Annotated in this window: 8 protein-coding genes and 1 pseudogene; 2 read left to right on the top strand and 7 right to left on the bottom strand. The window is 64.1% G+C overall.

The genetic code is table 11. The features are described from left to right. Positions 1-126 precede the first annotated feature (126 nt). Entirely contained in the window at positions 127-4,080 is a 3,954-nt protein-coding gene (gene putA / locus L1O02_RS28500; protein ID WP_060842288.1) for a trifunctional transcriptional regulator/proline dehydrogenase/L-glutamate gamma-semialdehyde dehydrogenase, read from the bottom strand. Positions 4,081-4,546: 466 nt separating this feature from the next. Here putA and putP point away from each other — a divergent pair, with 466 nt between their 5' ends. Then, a complete protein-coding gene (putP, locus tag L1O02_RS28495; protein ID WP_060837204.1) occupies positions 4,547-6,031 on the top strand; it encodes a sodium/proline symporter PutP in 1,485 nt (494 codons plus the stop codon). 507 nt (positions 6,032-6,538) lie between these two features. Here the strand turns inward: putP and L1O02_RS28490 are convergent. From L1O02_RS28490 to L1O02_RS31180, 3 genes and pseudogenes are all read right to left on the bottom strand, one after another. Next, on the bottom strand, positions 6,539-7,033 hold the full coding sequence (locus L1O02_RS28490; protein WP_060837205.1) for a DUF2165 domain-containing protein: 495 nt from the start codon (positions 7,031-7,033) through the stop codon (positions 6,539-6,541). Between the two features lie 128 nt (positions 7,034-7,161). Next, positions 7,162-8,433, bottom strand: coding sequence for an aminotransferase class V-fold PLP-dependent enzyme (locus tag L1O02_RS28485; RefSeq protein ID WP_108545930.1), 1,272 nt, complete (start codon positions 8,431-8,433; stop codon positions 7,162-7,164). A gap of 198 nt (positions 8,434-8,631) precedes the next feature. Further along, positions 8,632-8,787: pseudogene (locus tag L1O02_RS31180) on the bottom strand (glycerol kinase); the annotation flags it as partial. Between the two features lie 129 nt (positions 8,788-8,916). Here L1O02_RS31180 and rlmJ point away from each other — a divergent pair. Continuing rightward, the gene (gene rlmJ / locus L1O02_RS28480) at positions 8,917-9,753 is read left to right on the top strand and encodes a 23S rRNA (adenine(2030)-N(6))-methyltransferase RlmJ (protein WP_060837212.1); all 837 of its coding nucleotides are present in this window, start codon (positions 8,917-8,919) and stop codon (positions 9,751-9,753) included. Between the two features lie 85 nt (positions 9,754-9,838). On the opposite strand, the gene msrA is transcribed toward rlmJ, so the two are convergent. The 3 genes from msrA to aceF all read right to left on the bottom strand — a co-directional run bounded on the left by msrA (position 9,839) and on the right by aceF (position 15,500). Then, a complete protein-coding gene (gene msrA, locus L1O02_RS28475) occupies positions 9,839-10,489 on the bottom strand; it encodes a peptide-methionine (S)-S-oxide reductase MsrA (RefSeq protein ID WP_060837213.1) in 651 nt (216 codons plus the stop codon). 73 nt (positions 10,490-10,562) lie between these two features. After that, positions 10,563-13,256 (bottom strand): GGDEF and EAL domain-containing protein, encoded by a 2,694-nt coding sequence (locus L1O02_RS28470; RefSeq protein ID WP_060837214.1) that lies wholly within the window; start codon positions 13,254-13,256, stop codon positions 10,563-10,565. Positions 13,257-13,568: 312 nt separating this feature from the next. Continuing rightward, positions 13,569-15,500, bottom strand: coding sequence for a dihydrolipoyllysine-residue acetyltransferase (aceF, locus tag L1O02_RS28465; protein WP_060837215.1), 1,932 nt, complete (start codon positions 15,498-15,500; stop codon positions 13,569-13,571). Positions 15,501-15,503: the final 3 nt, after the last annotated feature.

Here is a 15,503-nt window from a genome sequence, read left to right as displayed (position 1 = left end):
GGCGCGTGAATAAAGGCTGAATAGAAAGATTGATGAAGGTGATGGAGGGGCAGAAGCAGCTACAAGCTACAAGCAAAGGCGTTGCACCCTTACTTGCCGCTTGTAGCTTGCAGCTTGTCGCTGCTCTTAACCGATGGTCATCAGGCTGGCGTTGCCGCCGGCCGCCGCGGTGTTGACGCTCAGGGCGCGCTCGATCACCAGGCGCTCCAGGGCAATCGCCGTCTCGCCCTGGGACAGGCCCTGGACGCCGACGATGGCGCCGGCACGCTGGGCCACTTGCTGGCAAACGCCGCGCAGTTGGTCAGAGTCGCCGTGGTGCAGGACCGCGTCGAACACCACCTCGTCCTTGGTCCAGTCGGCCACACGCTGGATGCGTGCCTGCACGTCCTTCGGCAGACGGGCGAACAGTGCCTTGCTGAGCTCGCTTTCCGGCCACACCGCCGAACCGCCGACTGCCAGCACGGCCGCCAGTTGGGTCAGCAGATCGCCTTCGATGTCCGCCAGGCACAGCACGTGCTCGCGAGGCAGGATGGCGTAGCTGTTGCGTTCGCCGGTCGGGCCGGTCAGTTGCCGGGTGATGCCGCTTTGCGATTGGCCGGCGAACTGTTTGCACAGGGTCGCCAGTTCCGCCAGCTTGTTGCTCTCGGCCCAGGCTTGCAGGGCATTGAGCGGCTTGCCGAGGACTTCGCGCAGGCGCAGGTCCGGAGCGTTGGCGGCATCGGCGCGGGCGAAGGATTGCTCGATGGCGTCCACCGGACGGGTCGACAGCAGGCGGTACAGGTACAGCGGGCCGCCGGCTTTCGGGCCGGTGCCCGACAGGCCTTCGCCGCCGAACGGCTGCACGCCGACCACGGCACCAACGATGTTGCGGTTGACGTAGACGTTACCGGCGTGGACGTTGTCCACCACCTTGGCGATGGTTTCGTCGATCCGGGTGTGCACACCCAGGGTCAGGCCATAACCGGAGGCGTTGATCTGGGCGATCAGCTGGTCGATGTCCTTGCGCTTGTAGCGCACCACGTGCAGCACTGGGCCGAAGATCTCGCGTTGCAGCTCATCGAAGCTTTCCAGCTCGATCAGGGTCGGCATGACAAAGGTGCCGCGCTTGCATTCTTCGCTGTCGGCAATGGCCATCTGGTACACGCTGCGACCTTTGTCGCGCATGGCCTGGATGTGCTTCTCGATGCCGGCCTTGGCTTCGGCGTCGATCACCGGGCCGATGTCCACCGACAGGCGCTCCGGGTTGCCCAGGCGGCTTTCGGCCATGGCGCCCTTGAGCATTTCGATCACGCGGTCGGCGGAATCTTCCTGCAGGCACAGCACGCGCAGGGCCGAGCAACGCTGGCCAGCGCTGTCGAAGGCCGAGGACACCACGTCGATGACCACTTGTTCGGTCAGGGCCGAGGAGTCGACGATCATCGCGTTCTGGCCGCCGGTTTCGGCGATCAGCGGGATCGGGCGGCCCTGGTTGTCCAGGCGCCCGGCGATGTTGCGTTGCAGCAGGCGCGCGACTTCGGTGGAACCGGTGAACATCACGCCCTTGACGCGCTCGTCACCAACCAGGCGGGCACCGACGCTTTCGCCCTGGCCCGGCAGCAGTTGCAGCACGCCTTCGGGAATCCCGGCTTCGAGCAGCAGGCGCACGGCCTGGGCCGCCACCAGCGGGGTCTGTTCGGCCGGCTTGGCCAGTACCGGGTTGCCGGCGGCGAGGGCGGCGGCAACCTGGCCACTGAAGATCGCCAGCGGGAAGTTCCACGGGCTGATGCACACCACCGGACCCAGCGGACGATGGGCGTCGTTACTGAAGTCATTGCGAGCCTGCACCGCGTAGTAACGCAGGAAGTCCACGGCTTCACGCACTTCGGCGATGGCGTTGGCGAAGGTCTTGCCGGCTTCGCGGGCCAGCAGGCCCATCAGTGGCTGGATCTCGCCTTCCATCAGGTCGGCGGCGCGTTCCAGGATTGCGGCGCGTTCGGCCGGCGGCGTGGCCTGCCAGATCGGCGCGGCGTTGAGGGCGCACTGGATGGCGTTGTCGACGTCTTCGACCGTGGCTTCCTGGACGTGGCCCACCACATCGCGGTGGTCCGACGGGTTGAGGACCGGCGCCGGGGTTTCGTTGCTGGCGGCGCAACCGAGCATCGGCGCGGCCTTCCAGTTGTTGTGGGCGGTGGCCAGCAGCGCGCAGGACAGCGACGCCAGGCGGTGTTCGTTGGCCATGTCGATGCCGGCGGAGTTTGCGCGCTCGGCGCCATACAGGTCACGCGGCAGCGGAATGCGCGGGTGCGGCAGGCCGAAGCCGCCTTCCAGGGTGGCCATCTGCTCGATCTGGCTCACCGGGTCGGCCACCAGTTCCTGGATCGAGATCGACTGGTCGGCAATACGGTTGACGAACGAGGTGTTGGCGCCGTTTTCCAGCAGGCGGCGAACCAGGTAGGCCAGCAGGGTTTCGTGGGTGCCGACCGGTGCGTACACGCGGCACGGACGGTTCAGCTTGCCATCGGCGACCTTGCCCACCACTTGCTCGTACAGCGGTTCGCCCATGCCGTGCAGGCACTGGAACTCGTACTGGCCGGGGTAATAGTTCTGACCGGCAATGTGGTAGATCGCCGACAGGGTGTGGGCGTTGTGGGTGGCGAACTGCGGGTAGATGACTTCCGGCACCGACAGCAGTTTGCGTGCGCAGGCGATGTAGGAAACGTCGGTGTACACCTTGCGGGTATAGACCGGATAGCCTTCCAGGCCTTCGACCTGGGCGCGCTTGATCTCGCTGTCCCAGTAGGCGCCTTTCACCAGGCGGATCATCAGGCGGTGACGGCTGCGACGGGCCAGATCGATCACGTAGTCGATCACGTACGGGCAGCGCTTCTGGTAGGCCTGGATCACGAAGCCGATACCGTTCCAGCCGGTCAGTTGCGGCTCGAAGCACAGGCGTTCCAGCAGGTCCAGGGACAGCTCCAGGCGGTCGGCTTCCTCGGCGTCGATGTTCAGGCCGATGTCGTACTGCTTGGCCAGCAGGGTCAGGGACAGCAGGCGCGGGTACAGCTCTTCCATCACGCGCTCGTACTGGGCGCGGCTGTAGCGCGGGTGCAGGGCCGAGAGCTTGATCGAGATGCCCGGGCCTTCATAGATGCCGCGGCCGTGGGAGGCCTTGCCAATGGAATGGATGGCCTGCTCGTAGGAGGCGAGGTATTTCTGCGCGTCGTGCTCGGTCAGTGCCGCTTCGCCGAGCATGTCGTAGGAATAGCGGAAGCCCTTGGCTTCGAACTTGCTGGCGTTGGCCAGGGCTTCGGCGATGGTTTCGCCGGTGACGAACTGCTCGCCCATCAGGCGCATGGCCATGTCCACGCCCTTGCGGATCATCGGCTCGCCGCTCTTGCCGATGATGCGGCTCAGGGAAGAGGTCAGGCCGGCCTCGTTGTGGGTCGACACCAGCTTGCCGGTGAGCAACAGGCCCCATGTCGCGGCGTTGACGAACAGCGACGGGCTGTTGCCCAGGTGCGGCTGCCAGTTGCCGGTGCTGATCTTGTCGCGGATCAGCGCGTCACGGGTGCCCTTGTCGGGAATGCGCAGCAGGGCTTCGGCCAGGCACATCAGCGCCACGCCTTCCTGGGACGACAGGGAGAATTCCTGCAGCAGGCCCTGGACGATACCGGCACGGCCGCCGGCGCTCTTCTGGTTGCGCAGTTTCTCGGCGATCGAGGCCGCCAGCTTGTTCGCGGCTTCGGCGGTGGCGGCCGGCAGGCGCGCCTGCTCCAGCAGCATCGGCACCACTTCCGGCTCCGGACGACGGTAGGCGGCGGTGATCGACGCGCGCAGCACCGATTGCGGGAGGATGCTCTCGGCGAACTCCAGGAAGCATTGGTGAGCGTGATCGGTCTGCACTTCGCCGGCGTCATCGCCGTCTTTGGCGGTGACACTGCTCAGCTCGGACAGGGTTGCACCACCCTCGAGTTTTTCCAGGTAATTGAAAATCGCCTGCTTGATCAGCCAGTGCGGCGTACGATCGATCGAGGCCGCGGCGGCCTTGAGGCGCTCGCGGGTTGGGTCGTCGAGTTTGACCCCGAGGGTGGTGGTAGCCATATTTTTATCCTCATGTTTGCCACGCACGTGTGGCATCAGCTGGCGGCAAGATTATCCGCGCGCTGAAATAGGTGCAACCGGGTGCAACCCATTTTCGGACGGAAAAAACCGCAGCTTGTCAGGAATAAAATTCCTGCCTGATCCGGCTTGCCTCCTGATGGTGCATTTACTTCTGAAAAACCGGTTTCTTGCTCCAAAAGGGAGCAAAAGCGTCGTTGGCAGCCGATTATTCGACAAGGTGCAACTTAATCGCCGCAAATTGGTTGCACCTTGTTCATTTTGTTGCATAGGATTCGCGCCCAAGGTGCAACCGACCCCTTTTTGGGGTGGTTCATCGGCTGATGGCTTTCCTGGGGAAACATCAGTCATAAATGCGCGGCTCGCCTGACCGTCTGCCAAATACCATCGTTTGGCGTCGGCGGGCAGTGACCGCCGCACCATAAAAACAAAGCCAGGGCGTAACTCAATGAGTGCAAGCAATCCCACCCTGATCACCTTCGTGATCTACATCGCAGCAATGGTGCTGATCGGCTTCATGGCCTATCGCTCCACCAACAACCTTTCCGACTACATTCTGGGCGGCCGTAGCCTGGGCAGCGTGGTGACCGCGCTTTCCGCCGGTGCTTCCGACATGAGTGGCTGGTTGCTGATGGGCCTGCCGGGCGCCATCTACATGTCTGGTCTGTCGGAAAGCTGGATCGCCATCGGCCTGATCGTCGGCGCCTACCTTAACTGGCTGTTCGTGGCCGGTCGCCTGCGGGTACAGACCGAGCACAACGGCGATGCCCTGACCCTGCCGGACTACTTCTCCAGCCGTTTCGAAGACAAGAGCGGCCTGCTGCGGATCATCTCTGCGGTGGTGATCCTGGTGTTCTTCACCATCTATTGCGCCTCGGGCATCGTTGCCGGCGCCCGTCTGTTCGAAAGCACCTTCGGCATGCCTTACGAGACAGCCCTGTGGGCCGGCGCGGCCGCGACCATTGCCTACACCTTTGTCGGTGGTTTCCTGGCAGTGAGCTGGACAGATACCGTACAAGCCACCCTGATGATCTTCGCCCTGCTGCTGACCCCGATCATCGTGCTGCTGGCCACCGGTGGCGTCGACACCACCTTCCTGGCCATCGAGGCTCAGGACCCGACCAACTTCGACATGCTCAAGAACACCACCTTCATCGGCGTGATCTCGCTGATGGGCTGGGGCCTGGGCTACTTCGGTCAGCCGCACATCCTGGCGCGCTTCATGGCGGCGGACTCGGTGAAATCGATCGCCAACGCTCGTCGCATCTCCATGACCTGGATGATCCTGTGCCTGGGTGGCACCGTGGCCGTGGGCTTCTTCGGCATCGCCTACTTCTCGGCGCATCCGGACGTGGCCGGCCCTGTGAGCGAAAACCCTGAGCGGGTGTTCATCGAACTGGCCAAGCTGCTGTTCAACCCGTGGGTTGCCGGTGTGCTGCTGTCGGCCATCCTGGCGGCGGTAATGAGTACCCTGAGCTGCCAGTTGCTGGTGTGCTCCAGTGCCCTGACCGAAGACTTCTACAAGGCCTTCCTGCGCAAGCACGCCTCGCAGCTGGAACTGGTATGGGTCGGTCGCGCCATGGTGCTGGTGGTGGCGCTGATCGCCATCGCCATGGCGGCCAACCCGGAAAACCGCGTACTGGGCCTGGTGAGCTATGCCTGGGCCGGTTTCGGCGCCGCCTTCGGTCCTGTGGTGCTGATCTCGGTGATGTGGAAAGGCATGACCCGCGACGGCGCGCTGGCCGGGATCATCGTCGGTGCCGTCACCGTGATCCTGTGGAAGCACTTCGCTCTGCTGGGCCTGTACGAAATCATCCCGGGCTTCATCTTCGCCAGCCTGGCGATCCTGCTGGTGAGCAAGATGGGCGCGCCGACCGCTGGCATGGTTCAGCGTTTCGAAGCGGCCGAGAAGGATTTCAAGCTCAACCACTGAGTACGAAGGCCAGGCCCTGATTCTCCAGGGCGCTGAACAACGGCCCGCTGCGTTATCGCAGCGGGCCGTTTTTTTTGCGGTTCGGCTAGCGGCTGCCGCAGGCTGCGAACCTGATGGGCGGCATTCCGGCGCAGCGGTGGCGGCGCTCTGAAGAACGCCAAGGCTCGTCTGGCAATCGCCAGGCAAGGCCTTGCCATGGCTCGGCAGCGGCTACAACCAATGCCGATCCGAGATTGGTGTAGCCGCTGCCGCAGGCTGCGAACGGCCCGAAGGGACGCGGCGCTCTCACGGCCGATGAGCTCCGACAGGGGATCGCCAGGCAAGGCCTTGCAGGCCTTTGCGCAGCCTCGCCATGGCTCGGCAGCGGCTACAACCAATGCCTATCCGAGATTGGTGTAGCCGCTGCCGCAGGCTGCGAACGGCCCGAAGGGACGTGGCGCTCTCAAGGCCGATGAGCTCCGACAGGGGATCGCCAGGCAAGGCCTTGCAGGCTCGGCGGCGGCAGGGTTAGTGCAGTTCTGCGTCCGGCTGGTTGAGGAAGATCAACACGCCAAGGATCGCCATGTAGAACTTGAAGGCGGCGTCCTGGCCGTTCCAGACCTTGGATTGCCACATCATGAACCACTCGCCGCCCACCACCATGAAGCCGAAGAACCAGACGCAGAAGCCCAGGCAGAAGCCGGCAATGGCCCAGCCCTTGGAGCGGTTGAAGTAGCTGGCCACGCCGTGCCGTGCCAGCCACAGGCGCAGCGCGCCGACGACCAGCAGCACACCGGTCAGGGCTTCGCCGCCGATGATCAGCCAGTAACCGAGGTTCCACAGCAGCGGCAGGGTCACGGCGCGGTCGGTGGCGGTGTTGTCGGGGAACACGCTGTCCATGCTCAGTACATGCTGGACAAAGGCAAAGTTGGAGCCGTAGTCGCTGATGTTGTTGTAGGCCACCAGCAGCGCGAAGGCCGCGACAGCCAGGGTCATGGTGATCTTTACGTAACGCACAATCATGGTTGAGTCCTTTGCGGGTAAGAGAGGTTCCTGGGGGCTGTCGGTGGGGAGGGCGCGCCGGTGCCGACGCGGGTTGCTCAATGCTTGGGACACGGGCCCGCCACCCTCGGGCGGCGGGCCTTGCGGGGTCAGGCCTGGCGCAGCGCCTGATCGAGGTCCTCGAGCAGGTCTTCGATGGCTTCGATGCCCACCGAGAGACGGATCATCTCCGGCTTGACCCCGGCCTTGGCCTGCTCTTCTTCGTTCATCTGCCGGTGGGTGGTGGAGGCCGGGTGGCAGGCCAGGGACTTGGCGTCGCCGATGTTCACCAGGCGCTTGAAGATCTGCAGGGCGTCGTAGAAGCGCACGCCCGCGGCGTAGCCGCCCTTGAGACCGAAGGACAGGATCGCCGACGGCTTGCCCTGCATGTACTTGCGCGCCAGTTCATGGTGCGGGTGATCGGGCAGGCCGGCGTAGCTGACCCAGGCCACCAGCGGGTGATCCTTGAGGAACTGCGCGACCTTGATGGCGTTGTCGGTGTGGCGCTCCATGCGCAGGGCCAGGGTTTCCAGGCCTTGCAGCAGGAGGAAGGCGTTCATCGGCGCCAGCGCCGCGCCGGTGTTGCGCAGCGGCACGGTGCGGGCCCGGGCGATAAAGGCCGCCGGGCCGAATTTTTCGGTGTAGACCACACCGTGGTAGGCCGGCTCCGGGGTATTGAGGCTGGCGAATTTCTGCGGATGCTCGGCCCAGGGGAAGTTGCCGCTGTCGACGATCACCCCGCCCAGGGAGTTGCCATGGCCGCCGACGTACTTGGTCACCGAGTGCACCACGATGTCGGCGCCGAACTGGATCGGCTTGCACAGGATCGGCGTGGCCACGGTGTTGTCCACCATCAGCGGCACGTTGCGGGCGTGGGCGGCCTGGGCCAGTCCCTCGATGTCGACGATGTTGCCCGCCGGGTTGCCGATGCTCTCGCAGTACACCAGCTTGGTCTTGTCGTCGATCAGCTCGGCGATGGCCTCTGGCGAATCGTCCCGGGCGAAACGCACTTCGACGCCGAAGCTGGGCAGCAGGTGGGCGAACAGGGTGTAGGTGCCGCCATACAGCTGCGGGGTGGAAACAACGTTGTCGCCGGCCTGGGTCAGGGTCTGGATCGCGTAGTGGATCGCGGCGCTGCCGGCGGCCACCGCCAGCCCGGCGATCCCGCCTTCCAGGGCGGCCATGCGCTGCTCCAGCACATCGTTGGTGGGGTTCATGATGCGGGTATAGATGTTGCCGGGCACATCCAGGTTGAACAGGTCGGCCCCGTGCTGGGCGTTGTCGAACTCGAAGGCGACGTTCTGGTAGATGGGCACGGCCACGGCCTTGGTGGTCGGGTCCGACTTGAATCCATGGTGCAGCGCAATCGTTGCGTCTTTCATAAATCCTCGACTCAGTAGCAATCCGTTTATGAGCACAGCCAGGCAGGTCGTGTGCCCGCGCAGCAGTCAGTGGTCCCGTGTGTCTGAGTCGCCAGCAACCGCTTGATGTGCCCGCCGCTCGGTGGCGGGCGGGCGCGTCAGTGTCCAATAGGCGTGGCGGATCGGCAAGGGGAGCGCAGGCGTGTTGGTACCGCGGGCGTCCATGGTGCTGATTACTTCAGCGCTGTGTAGGGCCACACTTTCCAGTACCGCCTGGCATAGGTACTGGCGTCTTGCGGCGTCGTTCATGCCGATCCATACCGTCCCGGCGCTGCGGTCCCGATGCGGGCAGGCAAGCCCGGACAGGGCTTAAACGGGGGGGGGCTGGGTCGCGGGAAATTGCCTCCCCCCGTACCCGTCGTCGACTGCGCCGGGTGCGGGCCTGTCGTGAACTGACGACAGGCTGCACACAAGGTAAACTTGCGCTCCTGCGCAGGAGCAACCATGAACTATCGTCACGCCTTCCACGCCGGCAATCACGCCGACGTCTTCAAACACCTGACCCTGACCCGCCTCATCGCCCTGATGTCGCGCAAGGAGCAGCCGTTCGCCTACCTCGACAGCCACGCCGGCATTGGTCTGTATGACCTCAAGGGCGATCAGGCGAGCCGTACCGGCGAGTACCTGGAAGGCATCGCCCGCTTGTGGGGCGAACAGGATCTGCCGGCGCTGACCGCCGACTACATGCAGGTGCTGCACAAGATGAACCCCGATGGCGAGCTGCGTTACTACCCGGGGTCGCCGGAGCTGGCGCGGCGCCTGACCCGCTCCCAGGACCGGGTGCTGCTCAACGAGAAGCACCCTGAAGACGGCCTGTTGCTCAAGGACAACATGAAGGGCGATCGGCGGGTGGCAGTGCACCTGGGGGAAGGCTGGCATGTGGCCCGGGCCTTGCTGCCGGTGGCGGAGAAGCGCGCGGTGATGCTGATCGACCCGCCTTTTGAACAGCTGGACGAAATGCAGCGCTGTGCGGCATCGCTCAAGGAAGCCATTGGCCGCATGCGCCAGACCGTGGCGGCCATCTGGTACCCGGTCAAGGACCAGCGCGCCCTGCGGCGCTTCTACCAGGACCTGGCCGGCACCGGTGCGCCGAAACTGCTGCGGGTGGAGTTGCTGGTGCATCCGCTGGATACGCCCAACAGCCTCAACGGCTCGGGCCTGGCGATTGCCAATCCGCCTTGGGGCCTGGAGGAGGAGCTGCGCGAGCTGCTGCCCTGGCTGTCGAAGAAGCTCGGCCAGACCCAGGGTGGCTGGCAGATGGACTGGCTCATAGCTGAGTAGCAGCTACAAGCCGCAAGCCTCAAGCCTCAAGCCTCAAGTCGACGATGAATCTCTTGCAGCTTGAGGCTTGCAGCTCGCAGCTGCTTCAAATGGGGCAAGTCACTCCGGTGCCGCCGATCCCGCAGTAGCCTTCAGGGTTCTTCGCCAGGTACTGCTGGTGGTAAGCCTCGGCGAAGTACACGGTCGGCGCTTCTTCGATTTCCGTGGTGATGGTGCCCAGGCCGGCCTTGGTCAGCTCCGCCTGGAACACGTCCCTGCTGTGCAGCGCCTGCTCCAGCTGGGCCGGGTTGGTGGTGTAGATCACCGAGCGGTACTGGGTGCCGATGTCATTGCCCTGGCGCATGCCCTGGGTCGGGTTGTGCAGTTCCCAGAACATCGCCAGCAGTTCTTTGTAGCTGACCTTGGCCTTGTCATACACCACCAGTACCACTTCGGTGTGGCCGGTTAAGCCCGAGCAGACCTCTTCATATGTCGGGTTCGGCGTGAAGCCGCCGGCGTAACCGACCACGGTGCTGACCACGCCCTCGCGCTGCCAGAAGCGACGTTCGGCGCCCCAGAAGCAGCCCAGGCCGAAGATCGCGAAGTCGACGTCCTGGAAGAACGGACCCAGCAGCGGGGTGTCTTCGAAGACAAAGTGCTTTTCAGGCAGTGTCATCGGGGTTTCGCGGCCAGGCAGAGCTTGTTCTTTGGTAGGTAGCACGTTTTTTTTCACCAGAATTTCCGAGCGCAGAACCATGATCAGTCCTCTCAGTCAGGGTGGGATCGAGTAATTAATCAGACACGCAGTTTGCCCGAGTGTTACAGCGCTGTCAGGCAATTGGGCCGCGGGGATAGCGCTTGAGCTTGGCGATCAGCTCGGTGCCGGGAATCGGTCGATCGAACAGATAGCCCTGGCCGACGTCGCAGCGATGGCGACGCAGGAACGCCAGCTGCTCGGCGGTTTCGATGCCTTCGGCGACCACCTTGATCTTCAGGTTGTGGGCCATGGCGATCACCGCCGAGGTGATTTCCATGTCGTCCTGGTTGTCGGGGATCTCGTGGATGAAGCTGCGATCGATCTTGATGATGTCGATGGGGAATTTCTTCAGGTAGCTCAAGGACGAATAGCCGGTGCCGAAGTCGTCCATGGCCAGGGTCAGGCCGAGCTTTTTCAGCTGTTCCAGTTGCTGGTGGGTGTCCTCGGTGGCTTCCAGCAGCAGCCCCTCTGTCAACTCAAGTTCCAGCAGTGAGGACGGCAGTTGTTCTTCCCTGAGGATGCTGGCGATGGAGGCCACCAGATCCGGGTCGGAGAACTGCTTGGGCGACAGGTTGATGGCCACGTGCAGGTTGCCCAGGCCGGCGGCGGTCAGCTGTTTGCTCATGCGGCAGGCCTGACGGGCGATCCACTTGCCGATGGGGATGATCAGGCCGGTTTCTTCCGCCACGCTGATGAACTGATCCGGACGGATCATGCCCTTTTCCGGGTGATTCCAGCGCAACAGCGCTTCCATGCCCAGCAGGCGGCCGCTGCGCAGGCACAGCTTGGGCTGGTAGAACACGTCCAGCTCGTTCTGGGTCAGGGCGCGACGCAGGTTGTTCTCGACGAACAGTTTGTAGCTGGCCTCGGCGTTGAGGGCTTCGGTGAACACCTGCACCTGGTGCTTGCCGTTGGCCTTGGCCTTGTGCAGGGCCAGGCCGGCGTTGCGCATCAGGGTCTGGGGGTCGCGGCCGTGCAGCGGCGCACTGGCCAGGCCCACCGAGCCGGTGACGCTGATCAGCTGGTTGTCGACGAACATCGGCTTGTCCAGGGTCATCAGCAGTTGGCTGGCGATCTGCTGGCCGGATTCCAGGTCGGTGTTGTCCAGCAGTACCGCGAACTCGTTGCTGGCAAAACGCGCCAGGCTGCCGCTGGGGCTCAGGCTGTTGCGCAGGCGCCGGGCCAGGCTGATCAGCAGTTTGTCGCCGGTCTGGTGGCCGAGGCTGTCGTTGATCCGCTTGAAGTTGTCGATATCCACCAGCAGCAGGCTGATCGGGGTATCGCTGTCTCGGGCGAAACGCTCATCCAGGTTGCGGATGAACGCGGGGCGGTTGCCCAGGTTGGTCAGGTTGTCGGTGTAGGCCAGGCGCTCGATGCGCTGCTGGGCCAGCTTGGTCTGGGTGATGTCTTCGTAGATGCCGATGTAGTGGGTCAGCTCGCGATTGTCGCCGTAGACCTTGGAGATCGACAGCTGGCCCCAGTAGGGCTCGAGGTTCTTGCGCCGGCTCTTGAACTCGCCTTGCCAGCTGTTGCTCTTGGCCAGGCTGGAGGGGGCATCGAACAGCAGTTCGCTGAGGTTCTCCAGGGCCGGAAGTTCGGACAGGCGATGGCCATGAACCTCTTCGGTGCTGTACTGGGTGATGGCGGTGAAGCTCGGGTTGACGTACTCCACCACGCCGTCGCAGTTGACCAGCAGGAAGGCGTTGGCGCTCTGTTCCACGGCGCGCTGGAACAGATGCAGGGCGCTGGTGGCGGCACGCCGGTTGTGATTGTTGATGACCTGGGCGAACTGGTCCGCCAGCTCGCCGGCGAAGGCGATTTCGTCGGACTGCCAGGCGCGGGTCATGCCGGTCTGTTCCAGGCAGAGGACGCCGACCACCTGGCCATCGATACGGATGCTGGCGTCGAGCATGGCGTTGACGTCCCTCGGGCGCAGGCTCTCGGCCATCTCCCGGGTGCGCGGGTCACGCATGGCGTTCTGTGCATCGATGGCGCGGGAGCTGTGCAGGGCTTCCAGATAATCGGGAAAGCTGCTGGCGTCGATGGGCTCCGGCATGCGGTATTCCTGCGGGCCGCGATGGTAGGCGGCAATCGGCACCAGTTGCCGGTCTTCCAGGTTCCAGATGCTGGCACAGTCGATCTGGTAGATATCACAGGCGCAGCGGGTGATCAGTTCGGCGGCTTCCTTCAGGGAGTTGCCGCTGCTGTAGCGCTGGCGGGTCAGCAGCAGAATCAGGTCCTGCTGGGCACGCACCCGTTCCAGGTGCTGAAGTTGTTCCTGCTGGGCCCGCTGGTTGAGTTCCAGGGCGATCTGCAGTCTGGTGTTCTGGGTTTCCAGGTCCTGGGTCGGCAGGGGCGCGGAGCCGCTGAACAGGCCGTCGACGACCAGCAGGTAGCCGCGCAGCAGGTGCCGGTTGTGCTGTTTGTAGGCTTCCCCCAGCTCCAGGATGCTCAAGGGGCCCTGGCCGGTGTGCAGGGTGTAGCGGATCAGGTAATGGGGGCTGCTGCTCAGCTGTTCCTGGATGGTGTCGTGCAGTTGATAGCGCGCTTCGGGCTCCATCAGGCTGGCGTAGGGCGAACCCACCAGGGCACAGAGTTCGACGGCGGGCAGGCCGAACTGGCGTTCGCAATTGGGATCGAGAAATAGCAGCGCCCAGCTTGCTTCATTCAGCCGTTCGAAACGCAACATGCCGAGCCGCGAGGGCACGGGCAACTGCGTCACTACCTCGGCCGCCATACGGCTGGCGGCATCGGGTTGGCTTTTCATGGGGAAACTCGCTTCGAAATTGCTGATCGCGCCGGGCTCACGCCCTCTTTACTGTTGCCTGCGGCAAGGTTGCATCATGGCGCATCGACTGACAAGTGAGATGAAGGCTAAGTGCTATAAACCTGTATCGGCAGGCACAAGTATTTCTGCAAAGTTACTTTTCTGGGCCTTTGCCTCACGGATTGACGGGCCAATGGCGAGGTTTTTTCGGCAAAAAAAAGCCCCGCCAAATTGACGGGGTTGAGGTACGAGCGTGGCGCTCGGAAAGCGTGCGATACCGGCCCGCCCATGTCGGGAGGGCCGGTTCGCGGGTTACAGCAGAATGGTGCGGATGTCCGCCAGCAGGTCGCTCAGACGCTTGGTGAAGCGTGCGGCGGCCGCGCCGTTGATCACACGGTGATCGTAGGACAGGGACAGTGGCAGCATCAGCTTCGGCTGGAAGGCCTTGCCGTCCCAGACTGGCTGGATGGTGGCCTTGGACACACCGAGGATCGCCACTTCCGGCGCGTTGACGATCGGCGTGAAGCCGGTGCCGCCAATGTGCCCGAGGCTGGAGATGGTGAAGCAGGCGCCTTGCATCTCGTCCGCGGAGAGCTTCTTGGTCCGGGCTTTTTCGGCCAGGGAAGCGGCCTCGGCGGCCAGTTGCAGCAGGCTCTTCTGGTCGACGTTCTTGATCACCGGCACCAGCAGGCCATCCGGGGTGTCCACGGCGAAGCCGATGTTCACGTACTTCTTGCGGATGATCGCCTTGCCACTTGGGGCCAGGGAGCTGTTGAAGTCAGGCAGTTCCTTGAGCAGGTGGGCGCAGGACTTGAGCAGCAGCGGCAGGATGGTCAGCTTGACGCCGGCCTTCTCGGCCACGGCCTTCTGGGCAACGCGGAAGGCTTCCAGTTCGGTGATGTCCGCCGAATCGAACTGCGTCACGTGCGGCACGTTCAGCCAGCTGCGGTGCAGGTTGGCGGCGCCGGCCTGCATCAGGCGAGTCATCGGCACTTCTTCGATTTCACCGAAGCGGCTGAAGTCCACGACCGGGATCGGCGGGATGCCCGCGCCACCGGTTGCACCGGCAGCCGGTGCTTCCTTGGCCTTCTGCATCATGGCCTTGACGTAGACCTGCACGTCTTCCTTGAGGATGCGACCGTGTGGGCCGCTTGGGCTCACGGCACTCAACTCGACGCCGAATTCCCGGGCCAGTTGACGCACGGCCGGGCCGGCGTGAACTTTCGCGCCAGGCTTGGCCGGTGCGGCAACCGGGGCTGCAGCGGCAGGCGCGGCGGCGGCAGGAGCAGCTTCAGCTTTCGCCGGGGCAGGGGCGGCGGCAGGTGCCGGAGCGGCTGCCGGGGCGGCGCCCTTGACCTTGAGCTTGAGGATCAGGTCGCCGGTGCCGACTTCGTCGTCCAGCTTGATCGATACGCTTTCCACGATGCCGGCGGCTGGCGATGGGATTTCCATGCTGGCCTTGTCGGATTCGAGGGTGATCAGCGATTGGTCGGCAACCACGCTGTCGCCGGCCTTGACCAGGACTTCGATGATCTTGGCCTTGCCGGCCGAGCCGATATCCGGAACGTGGATGTCCTGCACGCTGTCGGCCACCGGGGCGGCGGGTGCAGCGGCTGGCGCAGGTGCGGCGGCCTGGGCCGGGGCGGCAGCGGCAGCGGCAGGCGCCGAGGCACCGGCCACTTTCAGGGCCAGGATCAGGTCGCCCGTGCCAACTTCATCGTTGAGCTTGACGCTGATGCTCTCGACCACGCCGGCAGCCGGCGATGGGATTTCCATGCTGGCCTTGTCGGATTCGAGGGTGATCAGCGACTGGTCAGCCTCGACGGTGTCGCCGACCTTGACCTGGATCTCGATGATCTGGGCCTTGCCCGACGAGCCGATATCCGGCACGTGAACCTGTTGCACCGAAGCGCTGGCCGGTGCGGCAGCCGGAGCGGCAGCAGCAGGCGCAGCGGCTGGCTGTGCAGGGGCTGGCGCAGCGGCGGCAGGGGCAGGGGCCGCAGCAGCGGCGCCCTCGACTTCCAGCTCCAGCAGTTCGTCGCCTTCTTTCAGGCGGTCGCCCAGCTTCACTTTCAGGCTTTTGACCACGCCGGACTTCGGTGCAGGGATTTCCATGCTGGCCTTGTCCGACTCGAGGGTCAGGATGCTCTGGTCGGCTTCGATGCGATCGCCGACCTTGACCATCAGTTCGATTACTTCACCTTCACCGCTGCCGATGTCAGGTACGCGAATGAGTTCGCTCACAGA

This window comes from Pseudomonas sp. BC42, assembly GCF_021560055.1.
Taxonomy (GTDB): Bacteria; Pseudomonadota; Gammaproteobacteria; order Pseudomonadales; family Pseudomonadaceae; genus Aquipseudomonas.
Note: the sequence above shows the minus strand (reverse complement) of the source record. Positions and strands in the feature narration are given on the sequence as shown.

Coding starts and splice junctions, on each gene's coding strand:
- L1O02_RS28490 (WP_060837205.1), bottom strand. CDS start 7,033: ATGATTGTGCGTTACGTAAAGATCACCATGACCCTGGCTGTCGCGGCC.
- rlmJ (WP_060837212.1), top strand. CDS start 8,917: ATGAACTATCGTCACGCCTTCCACGCCGGCAATCACGCCGACGTCTTC.
- putA (WP_060842288.1), bottom strand. CDS start 4,080: ATGGCTACCACCACCCTCGGGGTCAAACTCGACGACCCAACCCGCGAG.
- L1O02_RS28470 (WP_060837214.1), bottom strand. CDS start 13,256: ATGAAAAGCCAACCCGATGCCGCCAGCCGTATGGCGGCCGAGGTAGTG.
- L1O02_RS28485 (WP_108545930.1), bottom strand. CDS start 8,433: ATGAAAGACGCAACGATTGCGCTGCACCATGGATTCAAGTCGGACCCG.
- putP (WP_060837204.1), top strand. CDS start 4,547: ATGAGTGCAAGCAATCCCACCCTGATCACCTTCGTGATCTACATCGCA.
- msrA (WP_060837213.1), bottom strand. CDS start 10,489: ATGGTTCTGCGCTCGGAAATTCTGGTGAAAAAAAACGTGCTACCTACC.